General features: G+C 25.8%; 15 protein-coding genes and 2 tRNA genes. 10 read left to right on the forward strand and 7 right to left on the reverse strand.

The features are described from left to right. Positions 1 to 33: 33 nt before the first annotated feature. Positions 34 to 540 (forward strand): CvpA family protein, encoded by a 507-nt coding sequence (locus tag H0H56_RS01315; protein ID WP_238858486.1) that lies wholly within the window; start codon positions 34 to 36, stop codon positions 538 to 540. Positions 541 to 832: 292 nt separating this feature from the next. Here the strand turns inward: H0H56_RS01315 and H0H56_RS01320 are convergent, their stop codons facing one another. From H0H56_RS01320 to der, 3 genes are all read right to left on the reverse strand, one after another. Further along, positions 833 to 3,088 (reverse strand): inorganic phosphate transporter, encoded by a 2,256-nt coding sequence (locus H0H56_RS01320; RefSeq protein ID WP_185874073.1) that lies wholly within the window; start codon positions 3,086 to 3,088, stop codon positions 833 to 835. An 88-nt stretch (positions 3,089 to 3,176) separates the two neighbouring features. After that, on the reverse strand, positions 3,177 to 3,785 hold the full coding sequence (gene ruvA, locus H0H56_RS01325) for a Holliday junction branch migration protein RuvA (RefSeq protein ID WP_185874074.1): 609 nt from the start codon (positions 3,783 to 3,785) through the stop codon (positions 3,177 to 3,179). 18 nt (positions 3,786 to 3,803) lie between these two features. Beyond that, positions 3,804 to 5,135 (reverse strand): ribosome biogenesis GTPase Der, encoded by a 1,332-nt coding sequence (der, locus tag H0H56_RS01330; RefSeq protein WP_185874075.1) that lies wholly within the window; start codon positions 5,133 to 5,135, stop codon positions 3,804 to 3,806. A gap of 59 nt (positions 5,136 to 5,194) precedes the next feature. On the opposite strand from der, the gene trmD reads away from it, so the two are divergent. Beyond that, positions 5,195 to 5,845 (forward strand): tRNA (guanosine(37)-N1)-methyltransferase TrmD, encoded by a 651-nt coding sequence (gene trmD, locus H0H56_RS01335; RefSeq protein ID WP_185874076.1) that lies wholly within the window; start codon positions 5,195 to 5,197, stop codon positions 5,843 to 5,845. A gap of 2 nt (positions 5,846 to 5,847) precedes the next feature. Here the strand turns inward: trmD and argH are convergent, their stop codons facing one another. Next, entirely contained in the window at positions 5,848 to 7,197 is a 1,350-nt protein-coding gene (gene argH / locus H0H56_RS01340; protein WP_185874077.1) for an argininosuccinate lyase, read from the reverse strand. Between the two features lie 84 nt (positions 7,198 to 7,281). On the opposite strand from argH, the gene gyrB reads away from it, so the two are divergent. Continuing rightward, a complete protein-coding gene (gene gyrB, locus H0H56_RS01345) occupies positions 7,282 to 9,213 on the forward strand; it encodes a DNA topoisomerase (ATP-hydrolyzing) subunit B (protein WP_185874078.1) in 1,932 nt (643 codons plus the stop codon). A gap of 31 nt (positions 9,214 to 9,244) precedes the next feature. Beyond that, a complete protein-coding gene (locus H0H56_RS01350) occupies positions 9,245 to 10,093 on the forward strand; it encodes an undecaprenyl-diphosphate phosphatase (RefSeq protein WP_185874079.1) in 849 nt (282 codons plus the stop codon). A gap of 15 nt (positions 10,094 to 10,108) precedes the next feature. On the opposite strand, the gene rpsP is transcribed toward H0H56_RS01350, so the two are convergent. Beyond that, a complete protein-coding gene (gene rpsP, locus H0H56_RS01355) occupies positions 10,109 to 10,456 on the reverse strand; it encodes a 30S ribosomal protein S16 (RefSeq protein WP_185874080.1) in 348 nt (115 codons plus the stop codon). Positions 10,457 to 10,599: 143 nt separating this feature from the next. Here rpsP and H0H56_RS01360 point away from each other — a divergent pair. The 4 genes from H0H56_RS01360 to H0H56_RS01375 all read left to right on the forward strand — a co-directional run bounded on the left by H0H56_RS01360 (position 10,600) and on the right by H0H56_RS01375 (position 13,300). Next, a tRNA-Gln gene (locus H0H56_RS01360) sits at positions 10,600 to 10,670 on the forward strand. 26 nt (positions 10,671 to 10,696) lie between these two features. Next, the gene (locus H0H56_RS01365) at positions 10,697 to 12,088 is read left to right on the forward strand and encodes a dicarboxylate/amino acid:cation symporter (protein ID WP_185874081.1); all 1,392 of its coding nucleotides are present in this window, start codon (positions 10,697 to 10,699) and stop codon (positions 12,086 to 12,088) included. 34 nt (positions 12,089 to 12,122) lie between these two features. Next, the gene (locus H0H56_RS01370) at positions 12,123 to 13,184 is read left to right on the forward strand and encodes a diphosphomevalonate/mevalonate 3,5-bisphosphate decarboxylase family protein (protein WP_185874113.1); all 1,062 of its coding nucleotides are present in this window, start codon (positions 12,123 to 12,125) and stop codon (positions 13,182 to 13,184) included. Positions 13,185 to 13,225: 41 nt separating this feature from the next. Further along, positions 13,226 to 13,300: transfer RNA gene (locus tag H0H56_RS01375), tRNA-His, on the forward strand. A 30-nt stretch (positions 13,301 to 13,330) separates the two neighbouring features. Here the strand turns inward: H0H56_RS01375 and H0H56_RS01380 are convergent. Next, a complete protein-coding gene (locus H0H56_RS01380) occupies positions 13,331 to 14,518 on the reverse strand; it encodes a pyridoxal phosphate-dependent aminotransferase (RefSeq protein ID WP_185874082.1) in 1,188 nt (395 codons plus the stop codon). Between the two features lie 58 nt (positions 14,519 to 14,576). Between H0H56_RS01380 and rsmG the strand changes: the two genes are divergently transcribed. Together rsmG and H0H56_RS01390 are read left to right on the forward strand one after the other, a co-directional pair. Further along, on the forward strand, positions 14,577 to 15,200 hold the full coding sequence (rsmG, locus tag H0H56_RS01385; protein WP_185874114.1) for a 16S rRNA (guanine(527)-N(7))-methyltransferase RsmG: 624 nt from the start codon (positions 14,577 to 14,579) through the stop codon (positions 15,198 to 15,200). Between the two features lie 23 nt (positions 15,201 to 15,223). After that, complete coding sequence (locus H0H56_RS01390) at positions 15,224 to 16,189, forward strand: amidohydrolase family protein (protein WP_185874083.1); 966 nt, start codon at positions 15,224 to 15,226, stop codon at positions 16,187 to 16,189. Between the two features lie 4 nt (positions 16,190 to 16,193). On the opposite strand, the gene lysS is transcribed toward H0H56_RS01390, so the two are convergent. Continuing rightward, positions 16,194 to 17,702, reverse strand: a complete 1,509-nt coding sequence (lysS, locus tag H0H56_RS01395; protein ID WP_185874115.1) for a lysine--tRNA ligase — start codon at positions 17,700 to 17,702, stop codon at positions 16,194 to 16,196. Between the last annotated feature and the right edge of the window lie 69 nt (positions 17,703 to 17,771).

Genomic DNA, 17,771 nt, shown 5'->3' on the forward strand with positions numbered 1-17,771 from the left:
TTTTTATATTTATAAAAAATAAAAAAAATATTAATGACAGATCTAATTATTATTATTATAGTTTTATATGGAGGATATTTTGGATACCAAAAAGGGTTAATATCCCAATTATTTCGATTTATGATCTTATTTATTTGCATATACAAAGGCATCGATATTTTTCAATATTTTTCAGAAATTTTTATAAAAAAAGAAAATAAATTACTTTTTACTGGTATTTCTATAATAATATCCTTTTTTTTTATAATTTTTATAGCATTTTTAATGAAAAAAATTATCGAATTAATTTTTATTTTTACATGGATGAACCCACTGAATAAATGGTTAGGAGGTTTATTAGGATTGATTAAATATTTTCTTTTTATATCAATATGTCTTTGTTTGATAAAAGAAGTAAATAAAAAAATATATTTATTTACTCCTAATTTTTTTAAAAACTCCTTTGAACAAGAATTTCAAAATCTTTCCTATGTATATATCAAATTTTGTTTATTTTTTTTAAAAAAATTGAAAGAATTTTTACCATCTAATATAATATAAATAGATAATAATATACCCCCTTTAATGGAGAAAAAAATATTTTTGTGTAAAAAAAAATATCCATTATGAATAATAATATGATGTAATGACAGAATTACTTTATCATATGCCAAAAAAAACGGGATAATAATATAAGATCCATTTTTTTTACATTAAAACCATAAAATAGGGGGAATTGATATTGATGAATTCGAAGTTTTAGTAATAATGTATTTATCCGACATACGGGTGTGGATGTAATATGATATGATGATAATAAGCGTATTCGTATTAATTTTTTTTAAAATACTACCTATACCTTATGATATAGGAGAAGAATCTCTTCTATTTTTTCTGTAATTTTTTTTGATTGCAAAAGTAGGTCCAACATTAATAAGGTATTTTTCGTTCCATATTTTTGATGTATGATCCCCATAACCTGTTGATTAATTTGATCCTCTATAGTTTTTAGAATTTTAATTTTTATTGTATGATTCAATTTTATTTGTTTAAAATTTCTATAAAAGGTTATTTGTTTTATTAATTTGAAATATTGCATCATAAAATGATCTAGAAGCATTAAATTATTTTTTTGCCTATATTTTAAAGGTTTATGACTATTAATAACATGTAATAAAGTCCGATAAGTAATAATATCTGCGGATTCTATAATATCTTTTGTTTTGTTATATTTTTGTAGATAAAGTATACCTGCAGAAATAGATTCATTTTTTTTATTATTTCTAATAACTTGAATTAAAGTATTTTGTATATACGTAAAATTTTCTTTTATTTTTAAAAAGTGTGTTCTATTATATTGAAGGTTTTTTAAATTATCTTGAGTAATTCCTTTTATACTTTTCGTATAAATATTTTCGATAGATTGAATAAAATTTTCTAAAATATCCGAAGTTTTGTTGATGAAATTTTTACCTAAATTCATCACCCCTATTTCAATAATAATTTTTTTTTCTTTCAATTTTTGATATTTACATTTTTGATAATTTTTGTAAAAAATAAATATAATTAAAAAAATAAAAAATATAAGTGCCCAGTCCTTTAAAAAATATAAAAAAGAGGCCGTTATACCTGACATTGCAAATGCGATAAATCCGGTTAAAAACCAACCTCTTATTACTTTTAAAACTCCGGATACTCGGTAAACAGCACTTTCTCTATCCCAAGCTCTATCCGAAAGAGAAGTCCCCATAGAAACCATAAAAGTAACAAAAGTAGTCGATAGTGGTAGTTTTTGTACAGTAGCTATGGATATTAAGATACTTGATATAGTTAAATTAGCAGAAGCTCTAACTAGATCAAAAGCAACATTATCCTCTTGTTGTATTTTTTGTTTAAAATTTTTTTCTATTTTAACCAAAAATCGTTTCGGAAATAATTTAAAAAATTTATTTCCAAAATATAAAAAAAATCGAACAATTCCTCTTGAAAAAGAATTAGATAAAAATTTTTCATTTCCTTCATTCTGTCTACTTAAATTAAGTTCCGTACTGGTGATATTTTTTGTTTTTTTAGAAAAAAAAAGTGTTAATATCATAATAATTCCTGAGCTAATTAACACTAATGATGGAACTTGTACATTATCAGACAAACCTTTCATATTGAATTTTTCTGCTGTAGGACTTCCTGCTTCTTTCCATATTTTATAAGATTGAATACTAGCTATAGGAATTCCTATAAAATTTACTAAATCATTTCCAGAAAAAGCCATTGATAAAGAAAAAGTTCCATATAATACAACAAATTTTAAAATATTATATCCTAAAGAAACGAATATTTTTGAAATTATAGTCCATGTTGAAAATAATAAAAATAAAAAAATAAAAAAATTATGGTGTATCCACTTAATAAAATATTGGATACATAAAGATAATCCTGTTAAATGATCTTCCCTAAATCCTTGTAAAGCACTATGAAGTCCTCTAAAAATGATAAAATAGGTCATACTACTTAATGAAATAGCAGCCCATATAACTCCTACATATTTTAATCTATTTTTATATTCAAAACTTAATAATAAACGAATAAAATAGTGAATCAAAGCTCCGGAAGTAAAAGATATTATAATAGATAAAAAAATGCCTATTACAATTGTCAATATTTTCTCCGCTTTAATGTATTGACTTAAATGATGAAGTGGTTCATGATTTAATGGGGAAGACATTTTTATTATGGAAATGATGAATGCTCCTCCTAATAAACAAAAAACCATAGAAACTGTAGTAGAAGTAGGTAACCCTAAAGTATTAAAAACATCCAATAAAATAATATCGGATATCATCACAGATAAAAAAATAAAAGTAAGATCTGAAAAATAAAAATAAGAAGGATTAAAAATACCTTTTCTTGCTACTTCCATCATTCCACTAGATAAAATAGATCCCAATAAAATACCTAAACTAGAAAAAATCATGATAGTTCTACGAGAAGCTACTTTAGATCCAATCGCTGAATTTAGAAAATTTACGGCATCATTAATCACCCCCACAATAAGATCAAAAATAGATAATACAAAAAGAATCACTATAATTGATGGATAAAAAAGTTTCATAATATCATAATATAAAGAAAAGAGGTAAGTATTAATTAATTTTACACGAAAAAAAAAAAGTATATTATTTTTTTTGGGCAATAATTTTTTACAATTTTTTTAAAGATTCTTTGATTAATTTTTCTACAGTAAATTCTGGATTTTTATCTAAAATAGATTCCAAAACTTTTTGAGATTTTTTAGGAGAAAAACCTAAAACGATCAAAGCACTTAAAGCTTCTTTTTGTTGTATAAAAGAAGGTTTTTTTTCTAAAAAATTGATATTTGTTTCTTTAGAATCAATACTACTACTATGATTCAATTTATCTTTAAGTTCTATGATAATTCTTTTAGCCGTTTTTATCCCTATCCCCTTAACCTTATGTAATCCTTTTATATCTTCTTTCTCTATAGTTTTTTCTATTTCATATGGAGTTAATGAAGATAATAAAGTGAGAGCTAAACTTGGACCTATACCATTCACAGATATCAAATGAGTAAATATTTTTCTTTCTATTTTATCAATAAAACCATACAAAACATGTTGATGTTCTTTAATAAAGTAATAAGTATATATATATATTTCTTTTCCTTCTTCTTCTAAGAAAGAAAAATAGGTATACGAGGATATATGAATATAATATCCTATTCCGTTACAATCTATGATTAAATAAGATGTATTTTTTTCAATTAATTTTCCTCTTAAATGTGTTATCACTTAAAAACAAATATGAAATTATTTTTTTTTTCTAAAAAAAATTTGTATAGGAACCCCTTTAAAATCAAAAAAATAACGAATTTTTTTTTCAATAAATCTTTTATAAGATTCTTTAATATACTGAGGAAAATTAGAGAAAAAAATAAATTTAGGTGTATATGTAGGCAACTGCGTACAATATTTTATTGTAATACACTTCTTTTTTATAGAAGTAGGAGGGTTTTTTTTAATAATTGGTAACATTACTCTATTTAAAATTTTTGTTTTTAATTTTTTTTTACGTATGTCAAAAATTTGATAAGCTATGGGAATAATATTGGATAGCCCATATTTCTCTTTAGCTGAGATAAAAAGTATCGGAACATTATCAAATGGAGCTATGTTTTTTCGAATAAAAATTTCGAAATTTTTCTTCATTAATTGATTTTTATTACTAAATAAATCCCATTTATTAATTAGAATTATTATTCCTTTTTGATATTTTTCAACTAATTTAAAAATATGTCTATCCTGAGATTCCCATCCACGAAACGCATCTACCATTAAAAAACAAATATCTGTATATTCAATGGTTTTTACCGTTCTCATCGTAGAATAAAATTCAATATTTTCACTAATTTTTGATTTTTTTCTTACTCCAGGGGTATCCACTAAAATACATTTATATCCTAATTTTTTGTAAAAAACATCTAAACTATCTATAGTAGTACCAGAAATATTTGTTACAATATGATGATTTTTATCTAAAAAAGAATTAATCAATGTTGATTTTCCAACATTAGGACGTCCTATTATAGAAAAACGGGGAATCATTTCTTTTTTTTCTATTTTTGGTTTTTTTTTTTCTTTTACTATTATTTCTATTACTCTATCTAGTAATTCCCCCGTACCACTTCCATTTATAGAAGATATACAGTAATAATTATCAAATCCTAAACGAAAAAAGTCTGTATCAGAATACATATATTTTCCGTTATCTACTTTATTGACTACTAATATAATATATTTTTTTTGACACTTTCTAAGTATTTGTGAGATTTCTATATCGGTATCTATTAATCCTATTTGTATATCAACTAAAAATAAAACGACATCAGCTTCTTTTACTGCTATTAAAATTTGTTTTTTAATTTCTTGATGAAGAATATCCTTTTTATCCATATTATAAGTATACCCTCCTGTATCTACTATATAAAAATGTACCCCATTCCATTCAGATTCTCCATAGATACGATCTCTTGTAACTCCACTTTTTACATGAACGATAGCTTTTCTTCGTCCTACTATACGGTTAAATAGGGTCGATTTACCAACATTAGGACGTCCTACTATAGATACTATACAACTCATTCTTACAAATTATTCACAAAGGTAAAATTTTTTCATTATCATAATGTATATTGTATTTTATGCGTATAGATATTATTAGCGTAATACCTGAAATACTTCATGGCCCTTTTTCACATGCTATTATTAAAAAAGCTATCAATAAAGGTATACTAGAAATTTATATTCATAATTTACGAAAATATGGTTTAGGACATCGTAAAAAAATTGATGATTATCCTTATGGGGGAGAGGGGGGGATGGTTCTTCGAATAGAGCCAGTATATCAATGTTTTCATCAACTATTTTCAGAAAGAGATTATGATGAAACAATATTTATGACTCCTGATGGAAAACTTTTTTCACAAAAATATGCGGAATATTTAACTGAAAAGAAAAATATTATAATTCTTTGTGGTCGTTATAAAGGAATTGATCAACGGATTAGAGATCACTTAATTACTCAAGAAATATCTATAGGTCCTTATGTTTTATCTGGTGGTGAATTAGCTTCCGCTGTAGTAGTAGAGTCTATTTCCAGATTGTTACCTGGTGTCCTAAATAATCCAGATTCTATGGAAACAGATTCTTTTCAAAGAAAAAACTTGGCTGCTAATCCTATTTACACACGTCCCTTTATTTATAAAGGGTGGTCTGTCCCAAAAATTCTTTTATCCGGACATCATAAAAAAATAAAAGAATGGTTATATAAAAAATCTATAAAAAAAAAATAGTTTTATGTTTTTTTACCATAAATTAATCGTTCAATGACTTTTTTATTTTTTTCAAAATTAAATTTTTTTATCAAAATTTTCATCATTTCCCTAAGATTATTATTACACAAATTCCCTATACTTCCTACATGAGAATAATTAACTTTCGTAAAAGGCTCAAAACATCCATTTTGAATATTTACACCTACTTTTTTATAAGCTTCTCTAAATGAATATCCTTTTTTAACAAGTTGATGTACTACTTCTACACTGAATATGTATTGATACTTCTTCTCTTTAAGAATATTTTTTCTTACTACGATATGATTAATCATATTTTTAAATATGAAAAAGCATTTTTTTAATTCATCGAAAACAGGTAAAAATCTTTCTTTAATAATTTGAAAATCTCTATGATATCCAGAACATAAATTAGATGTAATTAAAGAAATTTCATTGGGTAATGAAGTAATTCTATTACATTTAGCTCGTATAAGTTCAAAAACATCTGGATTTTTTTTGTGAGGCATAATACTAGATCCAGTAGTCATATAATCAGGAAAACTAATAAAATTGAAATTTTGATTTAAATATAAACAAATATCTTGGGCCATTTTACTCAAAGTTCTTGCTAAAGAAGCAAGTGCTTCTGTTACTATCCTTTCCATTTTCCCACGTCCCATTTGAGCATATATTACATTATAATTTAAATTTTCAAATCCTAATAATTCCGTTGTCATTTTACGATTTAAAGGAAAAGAAGATCCATACCCAGCGGCGGACCCTAAAGGATTTTTATTTGTAATACGATAAGCAGTATGAATTAATAACATATCATCTATTAAACTTTCTGCATATGCAGAAAACCATAGTCCAAAAGAAGAGGGCATAGCAATTTGATAATGAGTATACCCAGGCATTAATATATTTTTATATTTTTCACTTAATTTTAATAATAAATCAAATAAAGAATAGACCATTAAAACAATTTCTTTCATTTTTGTCCGAATAAATAATTTTAAATCTACCAATATTTGATCATTTCTAGATCGACCACTATGAATTTTTTTTCCTACTTCTCCTAAACGATCTGTTAACAAAAATTCTATTTGAGAATGAATATCTTCTATTCCTTCATTTATTTTAAAATTATTAGTTAATATTTCGTGTATATAAATATTACGTAATTCTTTTATTAAAATTTCTAAATCCTTTTTATGTAATAATCCAACACTTTCTAACATAATGATATGAGCTATAGTCCCAATAACATCATGTGGTGCTAAAAGTAAATCTAATTTCGAATCTTTTCCTGAAGTAAAATATTCTATTTCTTTATTATTATTATATATTTTTTTTTCCCAAATTTTCACGAATTCACATTTTTTAAATTTTTTCTATCTTTAATATAAAGAAAACTATAAATTTTTATATATAAAAAATTTATAATATGAATTATGAATAATAAAAAAACAGATTATACGGCAGATAGCATACAATCTCTAGAAGGAATTGAACATATAAGAATGAGACCTTCGATGTATATTGGAGACAGAGGATCCAGAGGCTTACATCATTTAGTTTATGAAGTCATAGATAATTCTGTAGATGAATCTTTAGCTGGGTATTGTAATAAAATATGGGTAACTATTCATAAAAATGGATTTATAACCGTCCTGGATAATGGGAGAGGCATTCCCATTGAAATTCATAAAAAAGAAGGAAAATCGGCTCTTGAAGTAGTGATGACTAAAATTGGAGCTGGTGGAAAATTTGACAAAAAATCCTATAAAGTATCTGGAGGATTACATGGTGTTGGAATCTCTTGTGTGAATGCCTTATCCATAAAACTTATAGTGACGGTTTATCGTAACGGAAAAGTTTATCAACAAGAATATTTTAAAGGAAAAGCTATAGATAATGTAAAATGTTTAGGAAAAACTCATAAGAAAGGAACCAAAATTCATTATTTAGCGGATCATTCTATTTTTACTTCTATCACTTATAAATATGAAATATTGGCTAAACGGTTGCAAGAATTAGCTTTTCTAAATAAAGGATTGTGCTTATTTTTAAAAGACGAAAGAAATAAAGAGTTTCCTAAAAAAGAATATTTTTTTTCTAAAAATGGATTAAAAGAATATATTACTATTATAGATAAAAATAAAGAATTTTTAACAAAAAATATTCTTCTTATTGAAGAAAAAAAAGGAAATACCTTTTTAGAAGTGGCGATGCAATATAATACTTCTTTCAAAGAAAAAATTTATTCTTATGTTAATAATATTAATACCTCTGAGGGAGGTACTCATCTTACTGGATTTAGAAGAGCTTTAACCAGAACATTAAAAAAATATGTAGAGGTCCCATTTTCTACTACTAAAGATAAAGTAGAATGTACGGGAGAGGATATCCGAGAAGGACTTACAGCCATAATATCTATAAGAGTAATGAATCCGCAATTTGAAGGACAAACTAAAACAAAATTAAGCAATCATGAAATAGGAGGAATTGTAGATAAAATTGTTGGAGAAAGATTGAACAATTATCTAGAAGAATATCCTAATGATAGAAAAAAAATTATTTCTAAAATTTTTTTAGCCGCTAAAGCACGTAAAGCTTCTAAAAAAGCTCGTGAATTAATACAAAAAAAAAATATTATATCCAATAGTATTTTACCTGGAAAATTAGCGGATTGCTCTTGTAATAATCCAGTAAATTGTGAAATTTATTTAGTAGAAGGAGATTCTGCAGGTGGTACGGCTAAACAAGGAAGAGATAGAAATTTTCAAGCTATCTTACCTTTAAGAGGTAAAATTCTTAATGTAGAAAAAGCTCTTACGTATAAAATATTTGAAAATGAAGAAATAAAAAATATATTTACTTCTTTAGGCGTTTCTATTTCTACTACAGAAGAAGAGAAAAAAAATTTAAATATTCAAAAACTTAGATATAATAAAATTATTATTATGACAGATGCGGATATAGATGGTAGTCATATTTCTACTTTAATTTTAACATTATTTTTTAGGTATATGAAACCATTAATAGAAAAAGGACACATTTATATTGCTACGCCTCCACTTTATTTAATACGAAAAGGAAATTATTATCAATATGCTTGGAGTGATCAAGAAAGAGAAAAAATTATCCATAAAATAGGAGGAAGAAAAAATATCAATGTGCAACGTTACAAAGGATTAGGAGAAATGAATGCAGAACAACTTTGGGAAACGACTATGAACCCCAAAAAAAGAACCTTACGTAGTGTTCATATAAATAACCTGGATGAAACAGAGAAAATATTTTCCATATTAATGGGAGATGAAGTCCCACCACGTAGAGATTTCATAGAAAAACATGCTATTTATGCAAAAATTGATATTTAATTTTTTTAATATATTATAAAAAAAATCATTAATGAATTATACTCAATACATTCAATACATATTATTAGGTATTATTGAAGGTATTACAGAATTTTTTCCTATTTCTTCTACAGGACATATGATCCTTATAGCATCTATGATGGGTATATTAGAAAAAAAAATTACTAATTTATTTTTAATATCTGTTCAAATGGGAGCTGTTTTTTCGGTTGTTTTTTTTTATAGAAAAAAATTATTTTTTCAATCATGGGATTTTTATATAAAAATTTTAATAGCTAGTTTTCCTATAGGAATTTTTGGTTTTTTATTGAAAAATATCCCCAATTTTTTATACAATCCATTGATTGTCGCTATTTCTATTTTTATAGGAGGAATAGTCCTTTTACTAGTAGAAAATTATTATGTAAAAAATTTTTTTTATAAAAGTAATTGTATTACTTATTTTCAATCTTTTATCATTGGTATAAGCCAATGTCTAGCTATTATTCCAGGAATATCTAGAAGTGCTACTACTATAACTACTTGTATGCTACAAAATATTCATAGAATACATGCAATGGAATTTTCTTTTTTTTTATCTATCCCAGTGATTATCATGGCTACATGTAAAAAATTATTTGATTATTATTTTAAATTAACTTATTTCAATTTTCCATTTAATTTTCGTCTATTTTTGATTTATCCAATAAAATCTAGAGAACTTTTTTTACAAGAAATAGGATTATTAATTATTGGAAATATAGTGGCTTTCATTACAGGAATAATATCTATTAAATATTTTATGTTTTTTCTAAAAAAAAATAATTTTAAATTATTCGGATATTATAGAATGATTTTAGGACTTTTTTTTATATTTTTACATTACATAAAAAAAAGATGATTTTTTCCTGTTACGTTACTTACTATCAGTCTTTTCTTTTTTTAACCATAAATCAAATTTATGATTTGCTACTTCATGGCTAAAAACACCCTTTTTAACTCCTTTTAATAAATGTTTTTTAAATAAAACCCCATTTTTAGAAAAAATGGATCTTACCGTATCTGTAGGTTGTGCTCCTTTTATTAACCATGATACCGATTTTTGCATTTTTAATACGGTGTAAGGAGGATTCATATGAGGATTATAAGTTCCTAATTTTTCAATAAATTTTCCATCTCGTGGTGCACGAGAATCAGCTACTACTATATGATAAATAGGTCTATGTTTTTTCCCAATTCTTTTTAAACGTATTCTAACAGACATAATTTTTAATTTAAATTTAATCAAAATTATGCATATATTTTTTGATAAATGAAAAAATTACTCTCATATCGGATAATATGAAAAAATAGTTTAAAATTAGATCTAATTATAATATAAAAAAAATGGTATATATTTACATTTTTAGACCCGTTGTGTAACGGTAGCACAGCAGATTTTGGTTCTGTAAGTTGGGGTTCGAGTCCCTACGGGTCTGTTTCCGTATATGTTGAATTTTACAAAATGAGTATTGGAATGAAAGTAAAAAAAGAAAAAATTTTACTACTAGCATTTTTAAGTGTTTTATCCTATGGATTGATTCACTTATCACAATCTTTTTTAGGATTGGATAAATTTACTCTTTGCTTATTCAGATATTTCGTTATATCTATTTTCATATTTTATGCTTTTATGAAAAAAGATTTAACCACTTGGATCTTGTTATCCATCATTATAGGAATAGAAGTAGGAATAGATCAACCAAAAATTGCTATAGAATTGAGATTTTTATCTCAAATATTTTTGAGGATGATTAAAACTATTATAGCTCCTATATTATTTTCCACTTTAGTAGTAGGAATAGCGAGTCATTCTAACATTAAACAATTAGGGAGTATGGGATGGAAATCCTTACTTTATTTCGAAATAGTGACGACTTTAGCCTTATTTATTGGTCTAATTGCCATTAATATATCTCAAGCTGGAGTAGGAATTGTGATCCCTAAGGGAATAACGGAGCAACAATTACCAAAAGTAGAAAGCAAATCTTGGCAAGAAATGATACTTCATGTTTTTCCAGAAAATTTTATTAAATCCATATATCATGGAGATGTATTACCTATTGTGGTATTTTCTGTCATATTTGGGATATCTATGGTTTTTTTGGATGAAAAAAAACGAAATCCGATATTGTTATTTGCAGAGAGTCTTTCAGAGATCATGTTTAAATTTACTAAAATTATTATGTATTTTGCTCCTATAGGAATAGGATCCGCTATAGCTTATACTGTAGGACATATGGGGTTAGATATATTATATAATTTATTTCAATTATTATTGACGCTTTATATTGCTTTGATGATATTTTTGATAGTAGTTTTATTTCCTATTATTTTATATATAAAAGTTCCTTTAAAAGGATTCGTAAAAGCATTAACAGAACCCGTATCCTTAGCTTTTGCAACAACCAGTTCCGAATCAGCCTTACCTCTTCTTATGGAAAATTTAGAAAAATTAGGTGTTCCAAGAAAAATTATTGCTTTTGTGATTCCTACAGGTTATAGTTTTAACTTAGATGGAACAACTCTTTATTTATCTTTAGCTACTGTATTTGTAGCACAAGCATCTGGAATCCCTTTAAGCTTTAGTAAACAAATATTTATAGGGTTAACTTTAATTTTAACTAGTAAAGGTGTCGCTGGAGTTCCTAGAGCTTCTTTAGTGATTCTTCTAGCTACCGTAGCTACTTTCGGATTACCGAATTGGCCTATTTTAGCTATTATAGGAATAGATGAATTAATGGATATGGCTCGTACTACCGTAAATGTTATAGGAAATGGATTAGCTAGTTGTGTAATTGCTCGTTCTGAAGGAGAATTAGACGATAAAAAAATGTTAAAATATATAAAAAAATAAACATATAACGAATAACATCGTTTTTTTTGTGAAAATATTTGAAAAAAAGTTTTTTTTTAATACAAAAAAATATTCTATAATTTCAAATGGAGTAGTAACAAAAAAAAGTCCTTCCAATATAGCTTTGATAAAATATTGGGGAAAGAAACAAAATAAAATTCAAATTCCATTGAATTCTTCTATGAGTTACACTCTAGGAGAGGTTTACACGGTAACTAGATTAAGTTTTTCTATGATAGAAAGAAAAAAAAGATCTATCAAACTTTTTTTTTCTGGAAAAGAAAAAAAAAGTTTTCTTCCAAAAATTTTAAAATTTTTTCATAGAATTTCATTTTATTGTTCTTATTTACAATATTTTAATTTTGTTATAGAAACTTATAATAATTTTCCACATAGTAGTGGTATAGCTTCTTCTGCTTCCTCCATGAGTGCTTTATCTTTATGTATCATGGAAATAGAAAAAAAGTTAGTTTCTTCTTTGAAAGAAGATTTTTTTTTAAAAAAAGCTTCTTTTTTATCCAGATTAGGATCTGGAAGTGCCTGTAGATCTATATATCCTGGACTTGTAGTTTGGGGCTATCATAAATCTATAAAAAATAGTAATAATCTTTATGCTATCCCTTATCCTTATAAAGTCCACCCCATTTTTACAAAAATATTAGATACTATTTTAGTCATAGATGAAACACCTAAAAAAATATTAAGTTCCACAGGACATCAATTCATGAGTAATAACCCTTATGCTAAGTCTAGATTAAAATGTGCTCATAAAAATATGAATAGACTTATATCCATATTAAAAATGGGAGATTTTAAAGAATTTGGAAAATTAATAGAACATGAAGCTTTGACTCTTCATGCTATGATTATGACCTCTGATCCCTATTTTTTATGTATGAAACCCAATACAATTAACGTACTTTATAAAGTATGGGATTTTAGAAAACAAAGCAAAAAAAATCTCTATTTTACCTTAGATGCAGGTGCTAATGTTCATCTTTTATATCCTATTAAAGAAAAAAAATTCATCTTAAAATGGATTTATAGTGAGTTATTTTCTTTTTGTAAAAAAATTATCGAAAGTTTTTGTCAATAAATGAATTGATTTATATATTTGGTATAATAAAACATATTATGGTGGACGTAGCTCAGTTGGTTTAGAGCTTCAGATTGTGGTTCTGAGGGTCGCCGGTTCGAATCCGGTCGTCCACCCATACTACATATAAAATATTCAATTATTTATTATTTTAATACTTTTTTTATTCTTGTAAAGGCTTCTATAATTTGATCATCTTTGGATGAATAAGAAATACGTATACTTTCATTATCTCCAAAAGCACTTCCACTAACAATAGCTACTTGAGCTTTTTCAAGAAGAAAATTAGATAATTCATCCGAATTTTTAATAATTTTTCCATTGAATTTTTTTCCAAAAATATCTGAAACATTTGGAAAGACATAAAAAGCTCCGTTCGGTTTATTAAACTGAAATCCAGGGATTTCTTTCATCATATCTAAAACTAGATTTCTTCTTTTTTTAAATTCTTTGATCATATCTACAATTTTCGTTGGGGAAGCTAGTAATGCAGAAATAGCTGCACGTTGTGCTATAGAATTAGCACAAGAAGTGATTTGACCCTGTATTTTTTCACAAGCCTTAGAAATCCATTCTGTAGCACCAATATATCCAATTCTCCATCCAGTCATAGAAAAAGCTTTAGATAATCCATTTAAAGTAATGACTTGATGATGAATATCAGAAAAAATAGCAATACTAGTATGTTTTTCTGCATAACAAATATGTTCATAAATTTCATCTGAAAGAATAAGTATTTTTGGATATTTTTTAAAAATTTTTACTAAATCTTCTAATTCTTGATAAGAATAAACACTCCCCGTAGGATTACATGGTGTGCTAAAAATAAATAATTTGGTTTTATGAGTAATAACTTTTTCTAACTGTTTTGGATTAATTTTGAAATTTGTTTTCATATTGGTTGGTATAATCACAGGAATAGCTTCACACAATTTTACCATTTGATAATAACTTACCCAATAGGGAGAGGGAATAATTACTTCATCATTTTTGTTTAAAACAGATAAAAAAACATTCATAATCGATTGTTTCCCCCCAGTAGAAACTACAATTTGAGATGGAGTATATTTCAACCCATTATCACGATAAAATTTTTTGCATATTATTTTTCTAAGTTCTAAATATCCGGATACTGGAGTATAGTAATGATATCCTTCATCAATAGCTTTTTTTGCCGCATTTAAAATAAAATCCGGTGGATAAAAATTAGGTTCTCCTATACTCAAGTTAATAATGTCGTATCCTTTATTTCTTAATTCTCTAGCTTTCTGAGACATATATAAAGTTTGAGAATAAGAAATATTTTGTAAACGGTGGGATAATCTATTTTTCATAGATAGAAAATTTGAAATGATTACAAATCTAAATAAATTTGATTATAAATTTATGAATATGGAATTGATTAAAAAATATTTTCCAAATCTATTGAATAAACAAATTGATCAATTATTCTCTTTAAAAAATTTATATGCCTATTGGAATGCTTCTGTCAATCTTATTTCTAGAAAAACATTTTACAATTGTTTTTATCAAAAACATGTTCTTTTTTGTTTAGGAATTGCTAAAGTTTTTACTTTTTATCCTGGATCTAGTGTAATGGATTTAGGAACAGGAGGGGGATTTCCAGGAATTCCTTTATCTATCGTTTTTCCTAATACAGAATTTATATTAGTGGATTCTATTCATAAAAAAATTAAAATATTAGAAAAAATTATTTTTCATTTAAGATTAAATAATGCGCATGCTATTTGTATACGTGCAGAAAAATTAGAAAATAAATTTGATTTTGTAGTTAGCAGATATGTAGATAAAATATATAAAATTCATAATTTTATAAAAAATAAATTTAAATACAAATCTAATAATCATATTCAAAATGGAGCCTTATATCTAAAAGGAGGAATCCTTTATGAGGAATTAAAAAAATTTCCTCATGCAATAGAATATCCTCTAATGAATTATTTTCAAGAACCTTTTTTTCAAACTAAAAAAGTGATTTGGATTTCCAATATTTAGATTAAAATATTAATTTAGTAAAAATGAATCCTAAAAAAAAATTTTTAGAAAAAGTAAAAAAAAAAGGAGGATGGGTAAATGCTCATGCTCATTTGGATAGAGCTTATACTCTAAACAAAAAAAATTTTCAATATTCTTATCATTCTCTTAAAAAAAAATGGTATTTAGTGGATGAAATGAAACGTTTAGCTACAGAAGAGGATATTTATATTCGTATGGAAAAAGCTTTGGAATATTTTTTAAAACAAGGAACACAAGCTTTGTGTACTTTTATTGATGTGGATGAAATTATTGAAGATAGAGCATTAAAAGCAGCAAAAAAATTAAAAAATAATTATGATCATTCGATACATATTCGTTTTTCTAATCAAGTTCTTAAAGGTGTTTTAGATAAAAAAGCTAAATATTGGTTCGATAAATCCGTAGATTTTGTGGATATTATTGGAGGATTACCCGCTAAAGATTATGGAAGAGAAGAGGAACATCTCGATGTTTTACTAAAAACAGCTAAAAATAAAGGAAAACTAGTACATGTACATGTAGATCAATTTAATACTAGTGAAGAAAAAGAAACTGAACAATTAGCAAAAAAAACTATTGAACATGGAATGCAAGGAAAAGTAGTAGCGATACATAGTATTTCTTTAGCTGCACATACTAGAAAATATAGGTATGAAATATATCAATTGATGAAAAAAGCTAATTTAATGGTTATATCTTGTCCTATTGCTTGGATTGATCATACTAGAAGTGAACGCTTGACTCCAAGTCATAATTCTATTACTCCAGTAGATGAAATGGTTCCTGAAGGGATAATAGTGGCTTTTGGAACAGATAATATATGTGATATCTACAAACCTTTTTCTGATGGAAATCTTTGGATAGAATTACGTGTTATGTTAGAAGCTTGTCATTATTATGATATAGATTCTTTAGTAAAAATTTCTACGGAAAACGGATTAAAAGTCTTAGGATTATTAGATCAATAAATCCTTATTTTCTCTTTTTTGGACGCATTTGAGGGAAAAATAAGACTTCTTGAATAGAATTTTGTTTTGTGAGTAACATGACCAATCTGTCTATTCCAATACCAATACCTGCAGTAGGAGGCATTCCAAATTCTAAAGCACGTATAAAATCTTGATCAAGAAACATTGATTCATCTGTATTTTTGTATAATGAAATTTGTTCTCTAAAACGATCTATTTGATCGATAGGATCATTCAATTCTGAATAGGAATTAGCAATTTCTTGTCCATTGATAATAAGTTCAAAACGTTCTGATAAATTTTTTTTATTACGATGCCTTTTAGTTAAAGGACTCATTTCTATAGGATAATCAATAATAAAAGTAGGATTTTTGTAATGTTTTTCGCATTTTTCTTCAAAAATTGTCTCAATCATTTTTGCTTTGCTCATTTTACGATTTTCCTCTATATGTAATTTTTTACAAACTTCTCTTAAATGATCCTCTTCCATATCTATCAGATCAAATCCAGTATGTTTTTGAATAGCATCCAAGATAGGGATTCTAGGAAACGGAGTTTTCAAACTAATAAGCTGATTTTCTATAAAAATTTCAGGATCATTTTTTTGTACATTTTTGTAAATACATTTCATAAGTTCTTCTGTAAGTTTCATCATCCAATAATAATCTTTATAAGCTACATAAAGCTCTAAAACAGTAAATTCTGGATTATGAAAACGATCCATCCCCTCATTTCTAAAATTTTTAGAAAATTCATAGACTCCATGAAATCCACCAATAATTAGTCGTTTTAAATAAAGTTCATTAGCGATACGTAAATACAATGGGATACCAAGAGAATTATGATAAGTAATAAAAGGACGAGCTATAGCTCCACCAGGAATGGACTGTAAAATTGGAGTCTCTACTTCTAGATACCCTTTATGATCTAGAAAATTTCTAATTTCTCGTATGATCCGAGTCCGTTTTAAAAAAATATCTTTGACATGATCATTCACCATAATATCTACATAACGCATACGATAACGTTGTTCTGTACTGGAAAAAGCATCATATATTTTTTTATTTTTATCTATTTTTACTTGTGGTAAAGGTCGTAAAGATTTAGACAATAAAGTGATTTTTTGTACATGGATAGTCATTTCATCCATTTTCGTCTTAAATAAAAAACCTTCCACTCCAATAATATCTCCTATATCTAGAAGTTTTTTTAAAAAAATATTATATGAATCCTCTTTTTTAATATTTTCTGAGGACAATAAATTTTTATTCAAATATATTTGTATACGTCCAGTATGATCTTTAATTTCTCCAAAAGAAGCTTTTCCTAAAATACGTAAACGTATTAAACGTCCGGCTATACTGATGGGTTCTTTTTCTATAAAATTATTTTTTATTTTACAAATATTTTTTGTAATTACATATTCTTTAGATGGATAAGGGTTTATTCCTAATAATTTTATTTTTTCTAATTTTTTTCTACGTATAATTTGTTGTTCTGATAAGTGGGGCATAAAAATATTCTTATTTTTTTCATAGGAAAAGCCCATATGTTATATACGAAAGTACATTTTTTGATTATA

The sequence above is a fragment of the Blattabacterium cuenoti genome (assembly GCF_014252455.1).
In the GTDB taxonomy this organism is placed as follows: domain Bacteria; phylum Bacteroidota; class Bacteroidia; order Flavobacteriales; family Blattabacteriaceae; genus Blattabacterium; species Blattabacterium cuenoti_R.

Bases quoted from the DNA above. Each gene is read 5' to 3' on its own strand.
- rpsP (WP_185874080.1), bottom strand. From the start codon at position 10,456: ATGTCTGTTAGAATACGTTTAAAAAGAATTGGGAAAAAACATAGACCT.
- H0H56_RS01365 (WP_185874081.1), top strand. From the start codon at position 10,697: ATGAGTATTGGAATGAAAGTAAAAAAAGAAAAAATTTTACTACTAGCA.
- H0H56_RS01350 (WP_185874079.1), top strand. From the start codon at position 9,245: ATGAATTATACTCAATACATTCAATACATATTATTAGGTATTATTGAA.
- lysS (WP_185874115.1), bottom strand. From the start codon at position 17,702: ATGCCCCACTTATCAGAACAACAAATTATACGTAGAAAAAAATTAGAA.
- H0H56_RS01380 (WP_185874082.1), bottom strand. From the start codon at position 14,518: ATGAAAAATAGATTATCCCACCGTTTACAAAATATTTCTTATTCTCAA.
- H0H56_RS01315 (WP_238858486.1), top strand. From the start codon at position 34: ATGACAGATCTAATTATTATTATTATAGTTTTATATGGAGGATATTTT.
- H0H56_RS01390 (WP_185874083.1), top strand. From the start codon at position 15,224: ATGAATCCTAAAAAAAAATTTTTAGAAAAAGTAAAAAAAAAAGGAGGA.
- trmD (WP_185874076.1), top strand. From the start codon at position 5,195: ATGCGTATAGATATTATTAGCGTAATACCTGAAATACTTCATGGCCCT.
- H0H56_RS01320 (WP_185874073.1), bottom strand. From the start codon at position 3,088: ATGAAACTTTTTTATCCATCAATTATAGTGATTCTTTTTGTATTATCT.
- gyrB (WP_185874078.1), top strand. From the start codon at position 7,282: ATGAATAATAAAAAAACAGATTATACGGCAGATAGCATACAATCTCTA.
- der (WP_185874075.1), bottom strand. From the start codon at position 5,135: ATGAGTTGTATAGTATCTATAGTAGGACGTCCTAATGTTGGTAAATCG.
- rsmG (WP_185874114.1), top strand. From the start codon at position 14,577: ATGGAATTGATTAAAAAATATTTTCCAAATCTATTGAATAAACAAATT.